General features: G+C 40.8%; 17 protein-coding genes and 1 pseudogene. 8 read left to right on the top strand and 10 right to left on the bottom strand.

The window, feature by feature from the left end; genetic code table 11:
* Positions 1-426 precede the first annotated feature (426 nt).
* The 3 genes from DACSA_RS11830 to DACSA_RS11820 all read right to left on the bottom strand — a co-directional run bounded on the left by DACSA_RS11830 (position 427) and on the right by DACSA_RS11820 (position 5,200).
* Positions 427-2,466: a DUF262 domain-containing protein gene (locus DACSA_RS11830; protein WP_015229977.1), complete on the bottom strand. Its 2,040-nt coding sequence runs from the start codon at positions 2,464-2,466 to the stop codon at positions 427-429.
* 124 nt (positions 2,467-2,590) lie between these two features.
* Positions 2,591-4,363: a S8 family peptidase gene (locus DACSA_RS11825; protein ID WP_015229976.1), complete on the bottom strand. Its 1,773-nt coding sequence runs from the start codon at positions 4,361-4,363 to the stop codon at positions 2,591-2,593.
* A gap of 273 nt (positions 4,364-4,636) precedes the next feature.
* Positions 4,637-5,200 (bottom strand): manganese efflux pump MntP, encoded by a 564-nt coding sequence (locus DACSA_RS11820; protein ID WP_015229975.1) that lies wholly within the window; start codon positions 5,198-5,200, stop codon positions 4,637-4,639.
* Positions 5,201-5,415: 215 nt separating this feature from the next.
* Here DACSA_RS11820 and sir point away from each other — a divergent pair, with 215 nt between their 5' ends.
* Complete coding sequence (gene sir / locus DACSA_RS11815) at positions 5,416-7,329, top strand: sulfite reductase, ferredoxin dependent (RefSeq protein WP_015229974.1); 1,914 nt, start codon at positions 5,416-5,418, stop codon at positions 7,327-7,329.
* Positions 7,330-7,676: 347 nt separating this feature from the next.
* On the opposite strand, the gene DACSA_RS21625 is transcribed toward sir, so the two are convergent.
* Both DACSA_RS21625 and bicA read right to left on the bottom strand, forming a co-directional pair.
* Entirely contained in the window at positions 7,677-7,817 is a 141-nt protein-coding gene (locus DACSA_RS21625) for a hypothetical protein (RefSeq protein ID WP_015229973.1), read from the bottom strand.
* A 91-nt stretch (positions 7,818-7,908) separates the two neighbouring features.
* Entirely contained in the window at positions 7,909-9,585 is a 1,677-nt protein-coding gene (gene bicA, locus DACSA_RS11805; protein WP_015229972.1) for a bicarbonate transporter BicA, read from the bottom strand.
* A gap of 340 nt (positions 9,586-9,925) precedes the next feature.
* On the opposite strand from bicA, the gene cobQ reads away from it, so the two are divergent.
* Together cobQ and DACSA_RS11795 are read left to right on the top strand one after the other, a co-directional pair.
* Positions 9,926-11,404, top strand: a complete 1,479-nt coding sequence (gene cobQ / locus DACSA_RS11800) for a cobyric acid synthase CobQ (protein WP_015229971.1) — start codon at positions 9,926-9,928, stop codon at positions 11,402-11,404.
* 404 nt (positions 11,405-11,808) lie between these two features.
* Entirely contained in the window at positions 11,809-12,045 is a 237-nt protein-coding gene (locus tag DACSA_RS11795) for a 2Fe-2S iron-sulfur cluster-binding protein (protein ID WP_015229970.1), read from the top strand.
* A gap of 216 nt (positions 12,046-12,261) precedes the next feature.
* Here DACSA_RS11795 and DACSA_RS11790 read toward each other — a convergent pair whose 3' ends face one another.
* The 3 genes from DACSA_RS11790 to DACSA_RS11780 form a co-directional block, all read right to left on the bottom strand.
* Positions 12,262-12,669, bottom strand: a complete 408-nt coding sequence (locus DACSA_RS11790; protein WP_015229969.1) for a DUF1824 family protein — start codon at positions 12,667-12,669, stop codon at positions 12,262-12,264.
* Positions 12,670-12,734: 65 nt separating this feature from the next.
* A complete protein-coding gene (locus DACSA_RS11785; RefSeq protein ID WP_015229968.1) occupies positions 12,735-13,205 on the bottom strand; it encodes a hypothetical protein in 471 nt (156 codons plus the stop codon).
* Between the two features lie 13 nt (positions 13,206-13,218).
* The gene (locus tag DACSA_RS11780; protein ID WP_015229967.1) at positions 13,219-13,698 is read right to left on the bottom strand and encodes a hypothetical protein; all 480 of its coding nucleotides are present in this window, start codon (positions 13,696-13,698) and stop codon (positions 13,219-13,221) included.
* 50 nt (positions 13,699-13,748) lie between these two features.
* Here DACSA_RS11780 and DACSA_RS23070 point away from each other — a divergent pair.
* Together DACSA_RS23070 and DACSA_RS11770 are read left to right on the top strand one after the other, a co-directional pair.
* Positions 13,749-14,716, top strand: a pseudogene (locus DACSA_RS23070) (transglutaminaseTgpA domain-containing protein); the annotation flags it as partial.
* A gap of 611 nt (positions 14,717-15,327) precedes the next feature.
* Positions 15,328-15,579 carry a hypothetical protein gene (locus DACSA_RS11770; RefSeq protein ID WP_041235469.1) on the top strand — a complete coding sequence of 84 codons (252 nt, stop codon included), beginning with the start codon at positions 15,328-15,330 and terminating at the stop codon, positions 15,577-15,579.
* Between the two features lie 150 nt (positions 15,580-15,729).
* Here the strand turns inward: DACSA_RS11770 and DACSA_RS11760 are convergent, their stop codons facing one another.
* Complete coding sequence (locus DACSA_RS11760) at positions 15,730-16,290, bottom strand: DUF3727 domain-containing protein (protein ID WP_015229966.1); 561 nt, start codon at positions 16,288-16,290, stop codon at positions 15,730-15,732.
* Positions 16,291-16,491: 201 nt separating this feature from the next.
* Between DACSA_RS11760 and DACSA_RS11755 the strand changes: the two genes are divergently transcribed.
* Together DACSA_RS11755 and grxC are read left to right on the top strand one after the other, a co-directional pair.
* Entirely contained in the window at positions 16,492-17,247 is a 756-nt protein-coding gene (locus DACSA_RS11755) for a hypothetical protein (protein WP_041235849.1), read from the top strand.
* A 78-nt stretch (positions 17,248-17,325) separates the two neighbouring features.
* The gene (gene grxC / locus DACSA_RS11750; RefSeq protein ID WP_015229964.1) at positions 17,326-17,586 is read left to right on the top strand and encodes a glutaredoxin 3; all 261 of its coding nucleotides are present in this window, start codon (positions 17,326-17,328) and stop codon (positions 17,584-17,586) included.
* A gap of 265 nt (positions 17,587-17,851) precedes the next feature.
* Here grxC and DACSA_RS11745 read toward each other — a convergent pair whose 3' ends face one another.
* Positions 17,852-19,552: a DUF3685 domain-containing protein gene (locus DACSA_RS11745; RefSeq protein ID WP_015229963.1), complete on the bottom strand. Its 1,701-nt coding sequence runs from the start codon at positions 19,550-19,552 to the stop codon at positions 17,852-17,854.
* 161 nt (positions 19,553-19,713) lie between these two features.
* On the opposite strand from DACSA_RS11745, the gene DACSA_RS11740 reads away from it, so the two are divergent.
* Complete coding sequence (locus DACSA_RS11740; RefSeq protein WP_015229962.1) at positions 19,714-20,052, top strand: hypothetical protein; 339 nt, start codon at positions 19,714-19,716, stop codon at positions 20,050-20,052.
* Positions 20,053-20,445 lie beyond the last annotated feature (393 nt).

The raw sequence follows: 20,445 nt of genomic DNA, 5'->3' as shown, positions 1-20,445 counted from the left end.
TCAGAAGGCAAAAAATTTTTTGATTCAGGGGTTGCGCTCGATCGGGTTTCCTGATAGACTGTTTTTACACGATGGGAAGTGTTGCCAATTTTAGAAAACACCCCTAAAAGCAAGGAAACTCGTTGCTAGTATCCCCCCCACCCGTATTGACAAGCCTCGATCGAGCATAAGGATTGAAAAGATGATCGAACAGCAACCATAAGGAAAAACAGTGGGCAAAATACAGAAAATATGGTATGCAAACGGATTCTAATATTGAATAAAACATCATTTCAACTCCAAACAGAAAAATTTTTTTGATTCAGGGGTTGCGCTCGATCGGGTTTCCTGATAGACTGTTCTTACATAATGGGAAGTGTTGCCAATTTTAGAAAACGCCCCTAAAAGCAAGGAAAAATGAGCAATCAATTATTAATTAATTCACCGCTATGATTTATTATTTTTAACTGAAAAAGAAATCTTTTCAGGAGGATAGTTCATTCGCTCACACAGTTTTCCCAAAAAAGTAATTGTTCCATTCGCACTAATGTTCCCCTCAACATATTTATTTTCAGCAAATTCCGTCGCTCTTCGTAAGGGTTTTTTCGGATCAAAATTCCAACGAAATTCGGGACTATTTTGAAGATGTTTAAACTGAGTGGGAGAGAAATCATATAAGTATCGACAGACATAAACGAGTAAATCTTTCCAAGTTTTTAACTTGATTGCGTCTTCATTCTCGATGTATAAATAAGCAGGTTTACTACCACTAAAACTATCCTCACTGCTTAAATCAAATAGTTGCTCATCGGGTTGATTTTTTTCATATTTCGTTTCGGGATAACTCCAAATTTGTAACGCTTCTTGTGCGAGTCTTTTTCCTCGTTTAACGATTTCTTCTTCCTTCCATTGCGTGGCGCGATCGAGTTTGAAATTCAGTTTTAGTTTACTTTCTTGATAATCAATCGCTTGTTTATCTTCCCAAGACTGATTAGATAACTGTTGATTCTTCGCCGTTAAACTTAAATTTCCTAAAGTGTGTAAATACTTTTTATGAATTTCTTGCCAATTGTTTCCTAAAACTTCTTTCCAATCTTTCGTTAGTTTTTGTGGCATAATATGCTCGATCGTCAACTCCTCTAAATTTACTTTATAAGAGGAATTATGGTTTTCCAAAGATTCTAATAAAAAGTTTTTGTTTTTCGATTGTGTGCGATAAATCTCTTTATAAATTAGAGCGGTTTCAAACTCTTGATTATTGGGAAATCTCTGTGATGCTGTTTTCTCCAGTATCTTAAACTTAAGAATTTCCAGGTAACTACTTTTCCAACTCGTTTCCTTCTTAATTTCCTTAGAAAAGGTAATAAACATTTTATTTAGCCCTTGAGTAGAATTATCCACAATAATCTTCCGAAAAGCATAACTTTCGATAATGGCTAAAATTTCTGTCACCGCATCTTCCGTTAAAAATCCCTGTTTTAAATCATTAAAAACATCAAACAAGTAAGGATGACAGACTGTAAACTCAATTTTATTTAATCTCAGTAAACGGTGATTAATTCCTGTGTTATTATGGCTTCTAATTTGAACTAACCAGCTATAAATTTCAGCAAAGTAGAGCAAATCTTTAACAATTGTCTCTTTATCATTATTAAATTGTTTAACCGCAAATTTCTTAAAGACAGTATAAACATCATCTCGTTTCACCGAAACCTTTTCCTGATAAATGAGATAATTTCTAACAAATTCGGCAAGATTACCAACTAAATTCTCAATTTTTAGCCAGTAATTCTTATACATTTGATCCTGTTCAATCGGAGGTAAATCCATTAAAATATAGTTGCGGATTAAATCTCCTGCGGTGAGATCAACACCGGTTGAGTTTAAACTTTCAAAGATTAACTGCGGATCATCTTGTTCTCTCACTAAATCAATTAAAACAATTTTGAGCTTCTGAAAAGATTGAAAAAATTGTGAAGGGGAGAGTTGTCCAGAACTGATTTTATCATAGAAAAATTTGTAGTTATTGATAATGTTAGATTGTCCGTCAAAAGAGCGATCATCTTCAAAGAGACTTGCAAAAGAGGTTTGATCTTGTTGATTCGGCTTGAGGCGGATTCTTTGATGCTTTTCAGGCGCATATTTATTAATGAGAAACTCTAAAACTTGTTCTGATAAAAATTGTTCCTGTTGGGGAAGTTGATCTTGTTGCTTTAAATAATTATGAAGCGCGATCAACATAATTGAAATCGTGGTTAATCGTTGCTGTCCATCAATAATTGTATATTCTTGGAAACCACTTCCAATTGTCACCAGTGTTCCGAGAAAATGATCGTTTCTTCCTTGATAACTTAAATCGACAATATCATCCCAAAGTTTCTGACAATTGATTTTTGTCCAAGCATAATCTCGTTGATAAACAGGGATAACAAAACTCTTTCCTGAACCTTCTAAAAACTGATAAATCGGTAAATGGATAACGTTCATCGCAAGATAGTCTCATCAATCATTATTCTTTCTAGATTGTAATTGTTCTAGAAATGATCGATAATTCGGCAGTTTGTATCTGAATCGGGGCGAAAGATTATTCACCCCAATGAGGTTTTAAAAACTAAGAAACGGCTTTTTCGTCACGAGTTGCCAAACGTCCTAATCCCCAGCATAATAGAGCATTAAGGAGAAGATAGCTTCTGGCGATCGCGCCGCTACCGAGTCCCCAAACGGCAGGAGAAACGATCGCGCTCATTGCTAAAAAGGAAGCAACTCCCAAACTGGTTCCCACCGCAAACCAACGCCAACGGGGATGTTGTAACAGTAACAGGATTAATCCTAATGGAATCAACACACTGGCAAAGAAAGGATTGAGAATCGGACTTCCTTGAATTGCATTTCCTAACTCTGGGATAGAACTTCCCATCACCCGAAACGGTGCTTGGGGGAGATCAAAAATATAGAATCCTTTGAGGAAAAATAAGCCCGAACTTCCTGCAATAATGCCACTTCCTAACGCCCAACTCCAAGCAAAGGGGAAATAGTTTCTTAAGAACCAAGCGAGAAGATAACCACCGATGACCGTTGCTAACTTAAACGGTAACATCACGGTTCCGCCATCAATCCAGAAACGAGGATTGAGATAACCATTATCCCGCATCCACCGCACAAAGTCACGAACGCTAATTTGTCCGCGCATTGCTAATTTAACCGCTTGACCTGCGTCTAATTGTCCCACACCGTAATGATTTTTGGGGTCTTCCTGCACTTTTCGCACTGATTGTTTTAAGACACTCAGCACTTCTTCGGGTTCGGTAATTCCCGCACTTTTAATTAAAGCGGCGACACCCGCGACGTGAGGGGCTGCCATACTGGTTCCCTGATACCCTGTAAAAACCGCTTCTCCAGTATCGGGGCTGATGGTATTTTGGACGACTTTTCCCGCTTCACTTCCCCCAGGTGCGGAGATATCCACTCCTGCGCCAAAGTTGGAATAATTGGCTTTTACTCCTGCTGCATCTAGGGCAGAAACGCCGATAACATGGGGATAACGGGCGGGATAAGCGGCAGAATTTTGGTTGGAGTTTCCCGCAGCGGCGACAATCACCACATCTTTTTCGTTGGCGTATTTAATCGCTTCTGACATGATGTGACTGTCTCCTAAGCCACCGAGACTCAAATTAATGACATCAGCCCCATTATTTGCAGCGAAACGGATGCCTTCAGCGATATCGGCGACGGTTCCCCCACCATTGCCATCAAGGACTTTAATGGGCATAATTTTGGCTTTGTAGGCAATCCCTGCTACACCATAATTATTGTTGGTGGATTGAGCAATTGTTCCCGCAACGTGAGTCCCGTGTCCCACATCATCATCAGCTTGTGTTCGATCGTTGACAAAATCATAGCCTTCCACAAACTCAGTTTGCTTTAAGTCGGGAACTTGACTGACTCCTGTATCAATTACCGCAACGGTTACGCCGTCGCCTTGGGTATCATCCCAGGCTTGTTCGAGGTTGATGCTGCGAAAGTTCCATTGTTGGTTATAATTGGGGTCGTTGGGGATAGCAAAAGCCTGATAGCGGTAGTTGCGATCGATGGCTTCAGTTGTTCCTTTGAGCAGTTGTTTCAGAGGTTTGAGTGTGGGGAGTTCTTCCTCTGATTTGAGAATATAAACGCGATCGCGATCAGAAAATTCACTGTTCAATTCAACGGTAACATCATACTTATCTTGTAATGTTTTTAACTGATTCTCGATGACAGATTGGGAAATATCTTCCTTGAAATCGAGAACATAAGAGCGATAATTCCCTTGTGATGCGCTCAATGTAAAGTTCCAAAGAGCAAAGGTGAGTCCGAAAAAAAATAGACCAAAGATCAAAAGTCGTTTCATAACAAAGCGCTTTGTGGTGAGTTGCTGTTATCAGCCATTTTAGAACAACTTTTGATCCGCTTATCCTGATTCCTTACCAGTTAAACAATTATCGGTCTTCCTACTGACTTACATCATAGGCGATCGAGCGTTCCCTTACCAGCTAATTGGAAAGCCAAATCATACCATTTTCAAAAAGTGGTGTTACAGTTTATCCCCCCTAACCCCCCTTTGAAAGGGGGGAATAATGAGTTGGTGTGTAGCGTCAGTTATTCAAAATGGTATTAATCAAAGTTAAGAAATCGGAAGTAAATTCTCGATTAAAATTTTACTGCCAATTCCAATGAGAATTAATCCCCCAATAACTTCTACTTTTTCACTCAATAAATTACCAAACCGATGCCCCATAAATACACCTAAAAAACAGAGTAAAAATGTAATCAAACCGATAATACTAACCGTTATTACTAAAGGCATTTTAATCACAGAAATTCCCAAACCCGCCGCTAAAGCATCTAAACTGGTAGCAATGGCTAACCCAAACAGCGTTGAGTTATCTAAGGGATTAAAGGGTTTTTCTTCATCCCCCGTTAGTGCTTCATAAATCATATTGCCCCCTAACCAAGCTAAAAGCGTAAAAGCAATCCAATGCGCGATCGCGCTCACTAATTCTCGAAAGCCTAATCCTGTTACCCAACCTAAAAGCGGCATTAAGGTTTGAAAAATTCCAAAAAATAAAGCAATTTTTAGCGCTTTATTTACTTTAATTCGTTTGATTAAAAAGCCACTGGTTAAAGATACCGCAAACGCATCCGCAGCTAATCCCACTGACATTAATCCAATTGTAACGAGTTGCATTTCTTATTGCTAAATTAAGGGAACTTTTGCTTAAACTAGCCTCGATCGTAGCTTATTATTTCTTCTTATTTATTCATATTTCCTTCAAATTTCCCTCATAGTTCCGTCATAGTTGAAAAATGATCCACTCGCGATATGATGGAAATAATCACCGTAATTCCGAGAGGTTTAGCGGTGATCCACAACAGTAACGATCGAGCGAGAACAAAGCAGTAATGGTAGCATCAAAACCAGCAAAAACCGCAAAACCATCAAAACTAGAAGGAATCAAGGAAAATAGTAATTTTTTACGAGAACCCCTCACCAGTGAACTCCAAGAAGACACCACCCACTTCAGCCAAGACGCAGTTCAAATCCTGAAATTTCATGGGTCTTATCAACAAGACAACCGCGACAACCGCCAAAAAGGACAAGAAAAAGATTATCAGTTCATGTTGCGAACTCGTAACCCAGGGGGTTTCATTCCACCAGAACTGTATTTAACCCTTGATGATCTCGCTAATGAGTATGGTAATCAAACGTTGCGAGTAACCACGCGACAAGGGTTTCAGTTACACGGGATTCTCAAGAAAAATCTCAAGGAAACCATCAGCCGCATTATTCGCAACATGGGGTCAACATTAGGCGCTTGTGGCGACTTAAATCGTAACGTGATGGCCCCGCCAGCCCCCTTTAAAAATAGCAAAGAATATCAGTACGCCTGGCAGTACGCCGATAATATTGCCGACTTACTCCGTCCTCAAACGGAAGCCTATTATGAGATTTGGCTAGATGGGGAAAAGTTTGTCAGTGTAGAAGAAGCGCCAGAAGTCCAAGCGGCGAGAGAACGCAATGGTAATGGGACAATTTTCCATGAGGGGGAAGAACCCGTTTATGGGAAATATTATATGCCTCGCAAGTTTAAGTGTTGCGTGACCGTTCCTGGAGATAATTCCATTGATGTTTATACCCATGATGTGAGTTTAATCGTCATTACCGATGAAGACGGGGAATTACAAGGCTTTAATGTCCTCGCTGGTGGTGGAATGGGACGCACTCACAACAAAGAAGAAACCTTTGCGCGGATGTCTGATCCTTTATGTTATGTGGATAAAGGTGATGTATATGATCTATTAAAAGCGATCGTCGCGACTCAGAGAGATTATGGCGATCGCGTGCAGCGTCGTAATGCGAGAATGAAATATCTTCTCCATGATTGGGGTGTAGAGAAGTTCCGCAGCAAAGTAGAAGAATATTTTGGGAAACCCTTACCAGACTCGAAACCGCTTCCTCCGTTTGAATATAAGGATTTTCTCGGTTGGCATGAACAAGGAGACGGTAAACTGTTCTTTGGTTTATCAGTGGAGAATGGTCGCGTTAAAGATGAGGGGAGTTTTCGCTTAAAATCCGCATTGCGGGAAGTGGTGGAACAATATCAGATTCCCATGCGGTTAACGGCGAACCATGACGTGATTCTGTACGAAATTAATCCTGAAGACCAAAGCGCGATCGAAGCCATATTAACCAATCACGGACTGATTACCAATCCCAATGATTTAGATCATCTTTTGCGCTATTCGATGGCTTGCCCAGCCCTTCCTACCTGTGGATTAGCGATTACGGAATCAGAAAGAGCCTTACCCAGTATTTTAGATCGGGTTCGCGGTGTCTTGAAAAAACTGGGAATGTCCAAACAGGAATTAGTGGTACGGATGACTGGTTGTCCCAATGGTTGCGCCCGTCCTTATATGGCAGAATTAGGATTTGTGGGTAGTGCGCCGAAAAGTTATCAACTGTGGTTAGGGGGAACCCCCAATCAAACTGCCTTAGCTCGTCCTTATGTTGACAAGATGCCGATCGATGAGCTAGAAGAATATATTGAGCCGATATTAGCGTTTTACAAACAAAAGCGCAACAAACAGGAAAGTTTTGGCGAATTTTGTAATCGTGTTGGGTTTGAAGCGATACAAGAGTATAGTGCCAATTATGATCCAAACCAAGTTATCCCCAGCGCTGGTGGAAAAGGTCGTCGTCATCGGATTAGTATCTATGAAGGACTACACGAACGCCTGAAAGCGGCTGCCAATGAACGGGGAACCAGTATGACCAAAATTGTTTCTGAGGCTTTAGAACAGTATCTCGATCGATAAAGTCTGGAAGTTACGCACTCGCCCCCTGAATCCCCCAATTCTGGGGGACTTTATGAATTAATTTCCCCCAAAGTTCGGGGCGAGGGGGCGGAAGTTGCCCCCTAAATCCTCCAATTCTGGGGGACTTGATCAATTAATTTCCCCCAAAGTTGGGGGCGAGGGGGCGAAATTTATTCAACTGCGTAAGTCCTGAAGTCTTGCCTCTTGCCTCTTGCCTTTTGCCTCTTGCCTCTTGCCTCTTGCCTTACTAAACCAACCAATGGACTTTTTCAGGAGGCACTAAAAATAAAGATCGCGCCGTTTGTTCTAGCAGCGCGATCGTTTTTTTGCGTGAAATCGAAACGATTTTATTCCACCACGTAAGCCACTTGTAACGCCCAGAGGATTAAAGCAACGATCGCGCCGAGAACTACTACTGAAGACACAGCAACGACAACAGGCTTATCCGCCCCTCTAAACTTCATAATGCCTCGATCGAGATCAGACATGACCTTATCACTCCTTGCCTTTGCAAAAATACTTAACAATTTCATTCTATCAAACTCTAGTCCAGTAGAGACAAACCAGAGAACATCCGAATCAGGAAGCCGTCACACTAGAAGCAACAGACTCTTGTGCGATAAACTCATTCGCCAACTCTAACGCCGTCAAACGGTCAGTAACAAAATGATCACGAGGAATCAACTCTGCAATCTCCAACCGTTGCAGCCGATCTTTGACCTTACCTGTTGCACCAGCGACTAACACATGGCGACCTTTTTCCACCGCATCTTTAACCGCATTTTCCAAAGCGAGAGAAGAAGTAACACCGAGTAAAGGAACATCACTAAGATCAAGAATCAAGACATTGTAATCTCCAGCCATATCTTGCTGACGAGAAATCGCCTTAGAAACCCCAAAAATCATCGGACCACTAAGATGGAACAATAAAACTCGACCCGCTGCACCATCAAGTAACTCTTTCTCCCGTTCATTCATCACAATTTTGTCATCTGCATAAGAAATCGCATTGACATCTTCAGAACGTAAATCTGTCAAACGTCGAATGGTGAGGATATTCGCAATAAAGATACCGACACCCACTGCTGTGATTAAATCGACAAATACCGTCAACCCAATCACACCATACATAATCAAAGCCCCTTTAATCGAAACTTGGTGGGCACGTTTCAGGAAATTCCAATCAATAATATCCACCCCAACCTTCATCGCAATGCCAGCCAAAACTGCCATCGGAATTGTTGCCGTCAAGCTACCAGCCCAAAGGACAACAATCAGTAAAACAAACGCACGAGTTAACCCTGATAAAGCCGTTCGCGCCCCCGTTTGGATATTAACCACCGTTCCCATCGTTGCACCAGCACCCGCCAAACCGCCAAACATTCCAGAAGCCAAATTTCCTAACCCCTGACCAATTAACTCTTTATCAGAATTGTGTTGGGTACGAGTCAAGCTATCTGCAACCACCGAAGTCAGTAACGCATCAATACAGCCCAACATCGCTAACACCAACGCATCAACCACCATCAACTGTAATTGGTCAATACTAAACGTTGGCACTTGTAAAGACGGCAAACCTGCTGGAATTTCACCGATGCGACGGAGATCAAGGTTAGAGAAAGCAAAAAGAGAGACCACTGTTCCTAACACTAAAGCAATTAATTGGGGAGGAACAACCCGTTTCCATTGTTTTGGGGTGAGGAAAAGAATCGCAATGGTAAGAACGCCCAAGCCTAATTCTGCTGTGTTCAGGGTTGATAGTAGTTCAGGAAGAGCTTTTAACGTGCCAATAATGCCACCACTAGGGCTTTCATGTCCTAAAAGCGGTGCAATTTGTAGAATCACTAAAATTACCCCAATTCCCGACATAAAGCCAGAAATCACTGTATAGGGCATCAAGGTAATATATTTTCCTAACTTTAACGCCCCAAATAAAATCTGAAAGCATCCCGCCATTATTACGACGGTAAACGCCATCGCCATACCGTTTTCAGGATTACTAGCGGTTAAATTCGCAATTACTGCGGTCATAATCACCGTCATCGGACCGGTGGGTTCAGAAATGAGGGTGGGAGTACCGCCAAAAAGGGCAGCGAAAAAACCCACTAAAACCGCCCCCCAGAGTCCAGCAGTAGCCCCAGCACCAGAAGCAACCCCGAACGCCAGCGCCATCGGTAAAGCGATAATGGCGGCTGTTACCCCGCCGAAAATATCTCCTTTCAGATTACGGAAATGGATGCGATTAGTGATTTGCATAAATGTTGTTTTGATTAAAGTTTTTATAATTTAAAAATGTTTTAACAATCATAAAGGTTTAATCCCATAGTTACAAAACTTGTTTTCTTATTCATTTCATAGATAAAACTCTATATTATTTTCCCTTCCAGGTTTTGTAGTTCATTTGTAAGATGGAATATAGCAATCCTAAATGAATTTTAAATTAATCCCCCCTAGCCCCCCTTTGAAAGGGGGGTTAATCCCCCCTAGCCCCCCTTTGAAAGGGGGGAACGGTTAATCAACTTTTTACGAATGATTTAGAACTGCTATAGCCACAAAATCCCAACTCTAATCAGTGTCTCCAAGAGGCGAAGACAAGATGAAACAAGCCTTAATGGTGGTGGGAGCAACTTCTCACGCTGGAAAATCCCTACTTTGTGCGGCTATCTGTCGGATGCTATACCGTCGCGGTTGGCGAGTTACTCCTTTTAAGGGGCAAAATATGGCGCTCAATGCTTATGTTACTGATAACGGAGACGAAATTGGCTACGCCCAAGCGGTTCAAGCCTGGGCTGCAGGGATTAAACCGACTGTGGAAATGAATCCCATCCTCTTGAAACCTCAAGGGGATATGACCTCACAGGTGATCTTAAATGGGAAAGCAGTGGGACGCACGCAAGCACAACAATATTATGAACAATACTTCGATCGAGGCTGGCAAGCAATCACAACCGCTTTAGACACCCTCAGCCAAACCTACGACTATATCGTCTGTGAAGGTGCGGGAAGTCCCGCCGAAATCAATCTCATGCACCGCGACCTCACCAATATGCGTGTTGCTCAATACCTCAACGCCTCAACTTTACTCGTCGTCGATATCGAACGCGGTGGCTCATTTGCCCATATTATCGGGACATTGGAAATCTTAAAACACGCTAACGCTGGACATGATCTCATTAAAGGCATCATCATCAATAAATTTCGGGGACAAGAAAGCATCTTACAACCTGGTATCGAATGGGTAGAAAACTATACAGGAATTCCCGTTATCGGAGTCATCCCCTACTTACAACAAGTGTTTCCAGCAGAAGACTCTCTCGACTTATTAGAAAGACGGGGACGCAAACCCAATACTGATCTCACCATTGCCATTATCCACCTTCCCAAAATTTCCAATTTTACTGATTTTGACCCCTTAGAAGCGGAAACCAGCGTCAACGTCCGTTATGTTCGTCCTGAAGATGACTTAGGAAACCCAGATGTTGTGATCCTTCCTGGTTCTAAAACCACGAATACTGATCTTAACCATTTACACAAAACAGGGATGGTCATGGCTCTTAAACAGTATATTGAACAGGGAGGAACAATTTTTGGCATTTGTGGCGGGTTTCAGATGTTAGGAGAAACGTTAAGTGATCCTGATGGGTTAGAAGGAGAAGCTGGCGACTATTCTGGTGTTGGTTTATTTCCCTTGAAAACCACCATCACCTCAGAAAAATTGACTCGTCAACGAGATGTTAATCCCATTTTTCCTGAAGATAATCAGGTCTCTGTTACGGGTTATGAAATCCATCAAGGACGAACGCATTTCACTGGTGACTCAAAACAACTTATTTCCTTATTTGAAGATACAGAACTCGGTTATGTTAATGCTAACGCTTCCGTGTGGGGATGTTATTTACATGGACTATTTGAAAATGGGACTTGGCGCAGACAATGGTTAAATTTATTACGGGAGAAAAAAGGACTCTCTCCTCTACCCACTAATGTTCCTCATCACCGTCAACAGCGAGAGGAAGTTTTGGACATTGCCACCGATATAATAGAAAAGCATTTAGATTTAAATTTTTTCCAATAATCAAGTAGGTTGGGTAGAGGTCACGAAACCCATAATCAAGTAGGTTGGGTGGAGGTCACGAAACCCAACATTAATCAGTAAAATTAGGTTGGGTGGAGGTAATACTATTTTGGAAAAGTCAAGTTACATTAAAGCCCCCCATACCCCCCAAGTTTGGGGGGCTTAAGACAAAAATGTAGGTTGGGTGGAGGTCACGAAACCCAACATTAATCAGTAAAATTAGGTTGGGTGGAGGTAGTACTATTTTGGAAAAGTCAAGTTACATTAAAGCCCCCCATCCCCCCAAGTTTGGGGGGCTTAAGTAGTCGATACTGTAGCACCAATTATTCAAGATGGTATAACAAAACCTAACATTAAACAATTACAATGCTCGATCGAACGTCCTATAAAAAACAACAATAAACATGAGTGTAAAGGTTCATTTTCTCCCCGACGATATCATTATAGAAGCTCAACCTGGCGAACCGATTTTAGATGTTGCCGAACGAGCGGGGCTTTTTATTCCTACTGGTTGTATGATGGGGTCTTGCCATGCTTGTGAAGTAGAATTAGGAGATGGAACACCAATCTGTTCTTGCATTAGTGCGATTCCCGATCAAGAAAGTTTAACCATCAATCTTCTTGATGATATTGTATGGTAAACTACACCTTAATTAGGGTTTCCTGAATAAACCTATAACCTTTACCCAATCAGCTTTTAAGGCGGTTAATGCTTTGAAAAAGTGCAAGGCAATTGAACGCTCAATAGTCACGCACCCTGCATCAAAACTTTGAAATCTTACCGATTAATCAACCCTCTTGCCTTTTGCATGCAAGCCTTTTGCCTCTTGCCTCTTGCCTAGCGCTATAATTAATCATTATTTCTCCTCAAATAAGTCTAAAGGCAAATGACCATAAACTCCTGCAATTAAATCATCTTCTGCTTGACAAGACACTAAAACTCCTCGATAGTCTCCTGTATAATTATCTTGATAAAATCCCATTTGCTTGGTACTAAATTTAATATAAACTGGCGTTTTAAGTTGATCAACTTGATTAAAATCAACTTGATTAAGCACATAACCAAAAGCCATTAAATAAGTTTTTAACGCAATAATTGCTTGTTGAGTATTCTCAGCACAAACGCCTAAGTTTTCCCATTCTGATTCTTTAACAATGTCTTGAATCGCTGTTTGTAACTCCTGTTTTTGTTCTTGGGTTTCTACTGATTTTTGTTCAGTACAACTAAACTGATCTAAGAGTTTTCTTGCTTGCGTAATTTCCATATTTTAATCTATTCTTTTCTTGGGAAAAGGGTGAATTGAGTTAGGGAAAAAAGTTGATTGAACGCTTAGAAAGCGCGATCGTTTCGTCTCATTACCGCTCGTAAATACATTACCACTGGAAATTGATAATATTCCGCAACCAGCCACAGGAAAATTCCAAAATGGGTGAGTAACGTTAGAATTGTCCACGCTAGAGGTAGCCATGCTAAAGGCGTTCCAGGTACAGGTGGAAATAAAAACGCACCAGTTCCCACAAGGAGAGGAGGAAGCAAAATAAAGAACACAGCAGCGACAACATATCCCCAACCCAATTGTATCCCTTTACGTTGAGGACTGCTCCATTTTTTGCCATTCCAATACCAACTGAGAGGGATTTCACTATCAACAACTTTTAATATTTGCTGGGAGAAATTAGCGGTAAAAAGATGTTGGCAAAACTGACAGGAAAAAGTGTCTTCCATTAACGGTAAAGACTCGACTTTTCCCGATCGACAGATCGGACAAGGATAACTTTCATTGGGGTTTAATTCTTTCATATTGTAATCGAAATTAGGCTAAATTTGCGGGAGGTTGTTCCATTTTATCTTTTAATTGTTTGAGTTTTTCCCGAATCGATTCCTGTAGTTTTTCTCTAGGAATATCTGTCGCGTTTTCATAGTTTCCAGACTCCTCAAAAAAGATCACACTATCTACTTGGTCAAACGCTAATAATTCAAATAAAATGTGAGTTACTGGTACGGGTAGCGCCATTAATTGCGGATCATCGTTATGTTGGGCAAAAATTCCCGCATCTTCTAAAGTGGGAAACCCATATATGACTCGTTTGGTCACGTTTTGATCTTCCCGATGACGGAGGGTTGTTACCTGCCAGCTTTCTTCGGCATTTTGCAAGATATAATAATCTTGATGCTGGAGATTTTCGGCGATCGCTTTTAACATCGGTGCGATCGCGTACTCCATAATTTTCGGCATCCCTCGATCGGCGGGTGCTTCTTGAATCAGTTGTTCTAACTGCTGGTCAATCTCCATTATTTTAGCGTTCTCCTCTATCTTAAACATCATTAATTCTTATCGCCATTATGTCTAATTTTTTCAGCCAACGGCGACAGCAATTCCCTTTTCTTTACCAACTTTGGGAACAATTCCAAGCGCTACCGACTCCCCAAGTAGAAGAATCGATTTCCTTAAGGATTTTCGTCCAAATTTTAGTTGCTGTCGGGATTATTGCCACCGATTTAGCGGCGCAAACTAGCTTTAGTGTTTGGACAGTTCCAGTTAGTTTTATCGGCGCGTTTTGGAGTTGGCAAAGACGATATAAGCGTAACATTGCGATTAAATTTTTGATCGCGATCGGGATGTTAATTGCGCTTGCCGCATTTTTCCGCAACCTACTTTCAAGTTTAAACGACACTCGTTTAGTTTTAGCAGAACTCCTGATTCAATTACAAGTTTTACACAGTTTTGACCTTCCCCGTCGTAAAGATTTAGGTTACTCAATGGTCATTGGTTTGATTCTATTAGGAGTAGCGGAAACTCTCTCTCAAACCCTCGCTTTTGCCCCATTATTGATCATTTTTCTCCTCGTTGGTTTACCTGTTCTTGTCCTCGATTATCGCTCTCGGTTAGGATTAGCATTAGCATCAGTTCAAGAAACAGCTTCCTCTCCCAAACCAAAACTATTTTCCTCCTCAGTTTAGGACTGTTTATTTTTGCTGTAATGCCTCGTTTTCCCAGTTATCAAATCCAGACTTTTCCTGTCAGTGGTCCAGAAAATTTAGAAAATGAAGGGTTTGATGATAACAACGATCGTCGCATTGCGAATTCAGGATACGTTCAACAGGGAGAAGGAGACGGAGAAGGAGGAGGAAGCGGTACCAGTCCAGTGGAAGGCGCGGGAGAAGTTGATGATCAATTTTACTATGGATTTAGTGATCAAATTAATCAAAATTTACGAGGCGAATTAACCCCAAAAGTTGTGATGAGGCTTCGATCGCAGGCGAATGGTTGGATTAAAGTTCTTGCTTTCGACCAATATACGGGACAAGGTTAGAAAATTGAAAAAGAAGAACCGACCATTGTCAAACGCCTTTTGAGTATTTAGAAACAGTGGATTCTACGATCGATCGATCGATCTCAAAGGGAAGTAGTCGAGGAAATTTCAGAAGCCTATGTGTCGTGGCGTTATGGAGAGTATGAAGCAAATGTCGATTATTTAGCAGGAAATCTCAAGCATTTAAAGCGCAGTTTTCAACGATTGCAAAAAAACTAGCATTGATGGTTTCGCCCCCTAACCCCCAATTTTGGGGGAACTACAGAAGGTAGGTTGGGTGAAGGGAAACGAAACCCAACACTAATCATCCGTTATGAGGAACTTACTCAAACTTAACCACGTTTACTCAAAACCTGATTTACTCTGATGTCCACTTCCTGCTTCTTTCCGCTCAGGGCTTTTCCTGGCAACGTCGGCGTTAACCAGTCCACAGGCTGACACGATGTAAATCACCGCTAAAAAGTGACTTATTCTTAAACTGTCTTGGTTATTGATCAGTTAAAGTTAGCCACTCTTGCATTATATTAGTTAATTTGCCTAACTAAGTTAAGAAAGGGGGGAACTAAGTAAAAGGAACGATCGTTTTTACGGGAAGTGGTGATGATCAGGTGAATGGTGATTCCTTAGCGGTGAACGGAAACCGCATTGATGGCGGAAGTGATGATGATCAATTGCTTGTTTCTCAGAATGATCGAGCGTTTGGCGGTAGCGGTAACGATGTTATTCTTTCTGGAGAAGGAGAGAATCGTCTTTATGGTGGCTTGGAAATGATGACTTTTTTGTCGCTAACAACGATCGAGTCTTCGGAGGAAACGGAATCGATCGCATTTTCATGGAAACAGGAGGAAACAATCGCTTAACGGGAGAGATTACCACCGATAATGTTCGGTTACGTTACTCTCCACCGAACCGACAAGCGTGTTGGGTTACGCTACTCTCCACCCAACCTACATCTACATCTGATTGGTTACGTTACTCTCCACCCAACCGACATCTACATCTGATTGGTTTCAATTAAACATCCATTCCTCTAAAATCGGCTTGATGGTTTCTAACTCATCGACAGAGAGTAACTCTAACTCACCATTCGGTTCAGCTTTCGCAAAGAAAAGTAGAGGAACTAGAGGAGTATAAACCCCATATTCTTGATTTTTATGGGAAAAAATAGCAAGAAGTTGAAATTCCTCTTCTTCCCATGCGCGTTCAGTTTCTATTTCTAAAGTTAAGATATCATCATCTTCGGGTTCAGGTAATTCTCCCGCAACTGTGAGGGTGAAAGAGGTTCGTTTCAAGGTTAGTCCTTCTTCTGCTAAACTCGCTTCTGCTTTTGGGAAAAGCGCGTCAATTTCTGCTTCCCCTTCAATTAAAATCGCTTGTTCTGCATCTTCATCTTCCTCCCACATAATAATTGAGACGGGGGAGTCAATGGGCATTAAAAGATAATATTGAACCCCTTTAGAACGAAAAGACTGTTCAACATAACAATACAGCGATCGAGCTTCTTCATCAATTAGAACTTTAATTTCTGGGGATGAAGGCGGCTGATCTTGAGAAAAAGGAGATGAAGACATAGCAGACAATCATGGTATGGCATTCTTCAAAATATCACATCAGGCGCTTCCCACAGACAAAAGGAAAAAGCGAATCAAGAACGAAAAAGGTAAAAATTTATAATCGGCGGTGTTCACTAATTTTTAATGATATAAAACACAAACTACAAGTTAAAAGGAAAATTGCTATCATGCCTGATGCGAGTTTATTCGGATGGATATATGGCAATTATTGCGCTGAGAGCTTGGTATTTAGGAGAATATGAGCCACTGGGAGAAGTAATGAAACGTCCCCATGATTTACGGCTAAATAAAAATAGTTTACTGAAAGCGGGACTGCGAGCGGATTTTTTAGATGAACGGGAGACAGTGGAACAAGCGCAATGGTTTCAGCGTTATCTAGAGGGAGAAACGGTGGAATTTTATATCGAGGGAAGCGGTGGTTATCAAATTGCAAACATTGATTTAATTTCGCAGGAGATTTATTTGATCAAACGAGAGGTTAATGCGTTACTTGACCCGATGATCTATTTTTCCTATCAGGAAGAATATACAGAGGCGTATGAGGCGCTAAAAGAGAGTTTAGAAGCAGCGATTGAAGACTTTAATCGCAATGCTCGTATTCCTCTCAGCATCGAGTATTCTGTTCGTCCGAAAGATGATCCGTTACGTTTGAGTAAGAATCAGTTACGGAAAATTCGGAAAAGTTTAGTTTTTATTGCGGATGGAACACCATTAGCACAAATACAGAAAGAACAGACAACCATGTTACTTCCGAGTCCGACGGTAAGCGTTGAGTTAGGCTATGCGTTGCAATGTAAACGTCGGGAGCAAATTTTACTCACTCAAATGAAGCGCTGGGAAGGGAGTTATCCGTTTGATTTACCTGAACCACAACAACTGTTTTTTAAAACAGACACAGACTTAAACGCGATGTTACCACAGGTGTTAGAGGCAATGTTACAACGAACCCTTTAGATTATCGGGGGTTTTGCGAGATTTCAGATAAAATAGCTCATTGAGAGCAAATTCTATTCTTGATTGACGACTAATTTTATGGCTGCAAACGTTGAAATCTATACTTGGGCTTCTTGTCCCTTTTGTCTGCGAGCAAAAGCACTACTGACGCAAAAAGACATTCCTTTTACAGAATACTCGATCGATGGGGATGAAGACGCTCGTGATCAAATGGCGCAACGAGCGAATGGGAAACGAAGCGTTCCTCAAATTTTTATTGATGATCATTCAATTGGGGGATGTGACGAGCTTTATGCTTTAGAAAAAGACGGGAAACTAGATGCGATGCTTAGTTCCTAGATATTTCCTAAACATTCTATAGCAATACTAGGTGATTCGTAAATTGTTTTGCCCCCAAACCCCCAATTCTGGGGGCTTTCATCAATCAATTTTTTACATAAGATTTGGGATTGCTATAGCAATACTAGGTGATTCGTAAATTGTTTTGCCCCCAAACCCCCAATTCTGGGGGCTTTCATCAATCAATTTTTTACATAAGATTTGGGATTGCTATATCAGGCTTCTCGCTCATTTTATCCCTAATTTATGGGAGAAATGAGCTTTTTTATTGATCGCGCTTACTTTCAACACTTTTCCCAATTCCTTGTAGGAAACCCCGTCCAATTAAACCAATTCCTCGACCAATTACTTGCGTCAAAATATAAACAACTCCCTGTCCGACGACACCAAAAAGAGAACGAAAACGCGGCGCGATCGCGTCTCTTAATTCTAAAGCGATCGTCACCGAAGAACGAATGCCTTTTAATTGGTCTAAATCCGCTTTTCTCGGTGCATAAACTGAGGTGATTTTAATTTGATTTCCCCGCAAAACTAACAGTTCATAACGAGATTCAAAAATGGCTTTTGGTTCTTGAAAATAATAGATTTGGCGATATTGCCAAGATAATTCGTTACGAAAACGAGCAATTTCTCGCGACGATCGATATTGACTTTCATAAAGAGAAGTTTTAACAATTTCCTGCTCGCCGAATTGATTTAAAATTACTTGCATTACCGCATTTGCTACCACTAGAATTAAATTATGAAATAACATTTCTGCCCTAGCTTGAGCTTCTGGTGACTCTGGACGATAGGAAACTCGATCGATTTCTAAAGGCTGTTCATACAAAAGATAAGCAAATAAAGCAGTCACTTGCGGAATTTTATTTAACCTCATCCTTTCTACCAATGGTGCTTCTTTTATTAGGAAATCTACCACTGATCCCGATACTGGAAAATCAGCGAAAGAAACATATTTACTCATCCATTTTGTAAGACAAGTTTGCCATAATTCTCGCAACAGCAACGATCGTCTTTCAGGTAAGTCTTCAGATTTTAATTGTACAAACTCCAATTGATTTAAGACTTCTTGAAACTCTTGGACAATCAAATAGAGAAGTTCCCGCTTTTTTTCACCATTGAGAATATCAATTTCTAGGGTGTAGCCACTGCTATTAATTAAACCGAACTGAATCTTTCCTAATGTCGTTTGTAAAAGCGTTTCACTAATTTTAGTGGGAAGCGGATTTAAAACAGGAGTTAAGTCATCTTCTTCCTTACTTTCTGGTGTCTTTTCTTCGCCAATAAAAACCACTTCCACTGGTAAAAGTTGTTTAACAATCCATTGCGCTGTTTTTAATTCTCGCCGTAAACCCGTCCAGAATAACCAATCAAATGTAGAAAGATTATTCTTTTTTAAAGTGGCTTCTATTTGTCTAAGATTACGTTCAATTTCTGCTAATCCTGTTTCTCGTTGACGAGTTAGCCATCGCGGTGGAGAAGAAGGAAGAAGTTGTTGTCCCGTTTCTAATTTTAGTAACTCAAAATTGTCAGTTTCGGGGAGAGAATCTAGATTTAATTCCCAATAAGTTTCTCCTCTGGCGACTTGTTTTAAGATATTGATTAATCCTTCTAAAGGAGTCCGTTTGTGAGTATATCCTTCAATTCCCAAATTGCGTAAACGTCTTAAAACTTCTGCTTTAGTAAGGGTAGTGAGAAGAAGTAGCGGTAAGTTGGGGTAAGTCTGTTTAAGTTCACGACAAAATTCGATTCCTGATGCTGCATTTTTGTCAGTGGTAAAATTAATATCGAGGACGAAGACATCGGGTAGATTGGTTAAAGTAGCGAGTTGATTTCCAGCCTGTTCTGGGGTTTCAGTCTTGGCGACAATTTCTAGATCATCTTCGGTATTGAGGACTGCGGCTAGTCCTTCGAGGAAGACAAGATCAGCATCGAGAAGAAAGATTAGGATGGCACGATCGCTCACAACAATGAAATTTAAGTCTTAGTTAAGTCGCAGTAATTCTAACACAGTTAGATCACTTGGAAATCGAGGCTATCAATAAAAACATTCCTAATGATGGAGGAAGTTATTAGCTGATTCCTGTTTAACTAGCAAAGGAAACGCCAACAAAATTAATGATAATAATGACACACCAACCCTTCTTAAAACAACTCCAGCGCACACTTCTCGTTGTTCTCGTCGGTAGCTTTGCTTGGTTACAAGTTTTTGGTAACATTTCCGCACAAGCAGAAACACAGAAAAAATATATTGATGCGGAAGGAAGAGATTTAACGGCGGTTGTTGAATGTTTACCTGAAGATTATGGAAAAGGAAACTTAGAAAAAGCGATCGCAAAATTTGGCAATGACTATTTAGAACGAGTGCTGAGATTGAAAGAAAACACCGAAGATTATAAAGTTAGTGAGGATGAAAAACAACTTCAAGAGTGTTTAAAAAGTAAGGGAATCCGACCCAAATCTTAACCTATCTTCCTCCAAGATTAGGATTAGATCAAACGTAGGTTGAGTAGAGACGTTCCATGGAACATCTCCACGCGAAACCTAACACCAATTATAAGATAAGAAGTAGGTTGGGTGGAGTTAGCGCGAAACCCAACGCCAATAATACCATTTCTAAATACTTAGGTAACAACAAATCCCCCCTAACCCCCCTTTGAAAGGGGGGAATAATTAGATAAGAAGTAGGTTGGGTGGAGTTAGCGCGAAACCCAACGCCAATAATACCATTTCTAAATACTCAGGTAACAGCAAATCCCCCCTAACCCCCCTTTGAAAGGGGGGAATAATGAGTTGGTATGTCGCGTTAATTGATCGAAATGGTATTAGGCTTAACCTATGCTTCGGCAACATCAGCAA

This window comes from Dactylococcopsis salina PCC 8305 (assembly GCF_000317615.1).
Classification (GTDB): Bacteria; Cyanobacteriota; Cyanobacteriia; order Cyanobacteriales; family Rubidibacteraceae; genus Halothece; species Halothece salina.
The sequence above is the reverse complement of the archived record's forward strand: the minus strand, read 5'-3'. Positions and strand labels throughout refer to the sequence as shown.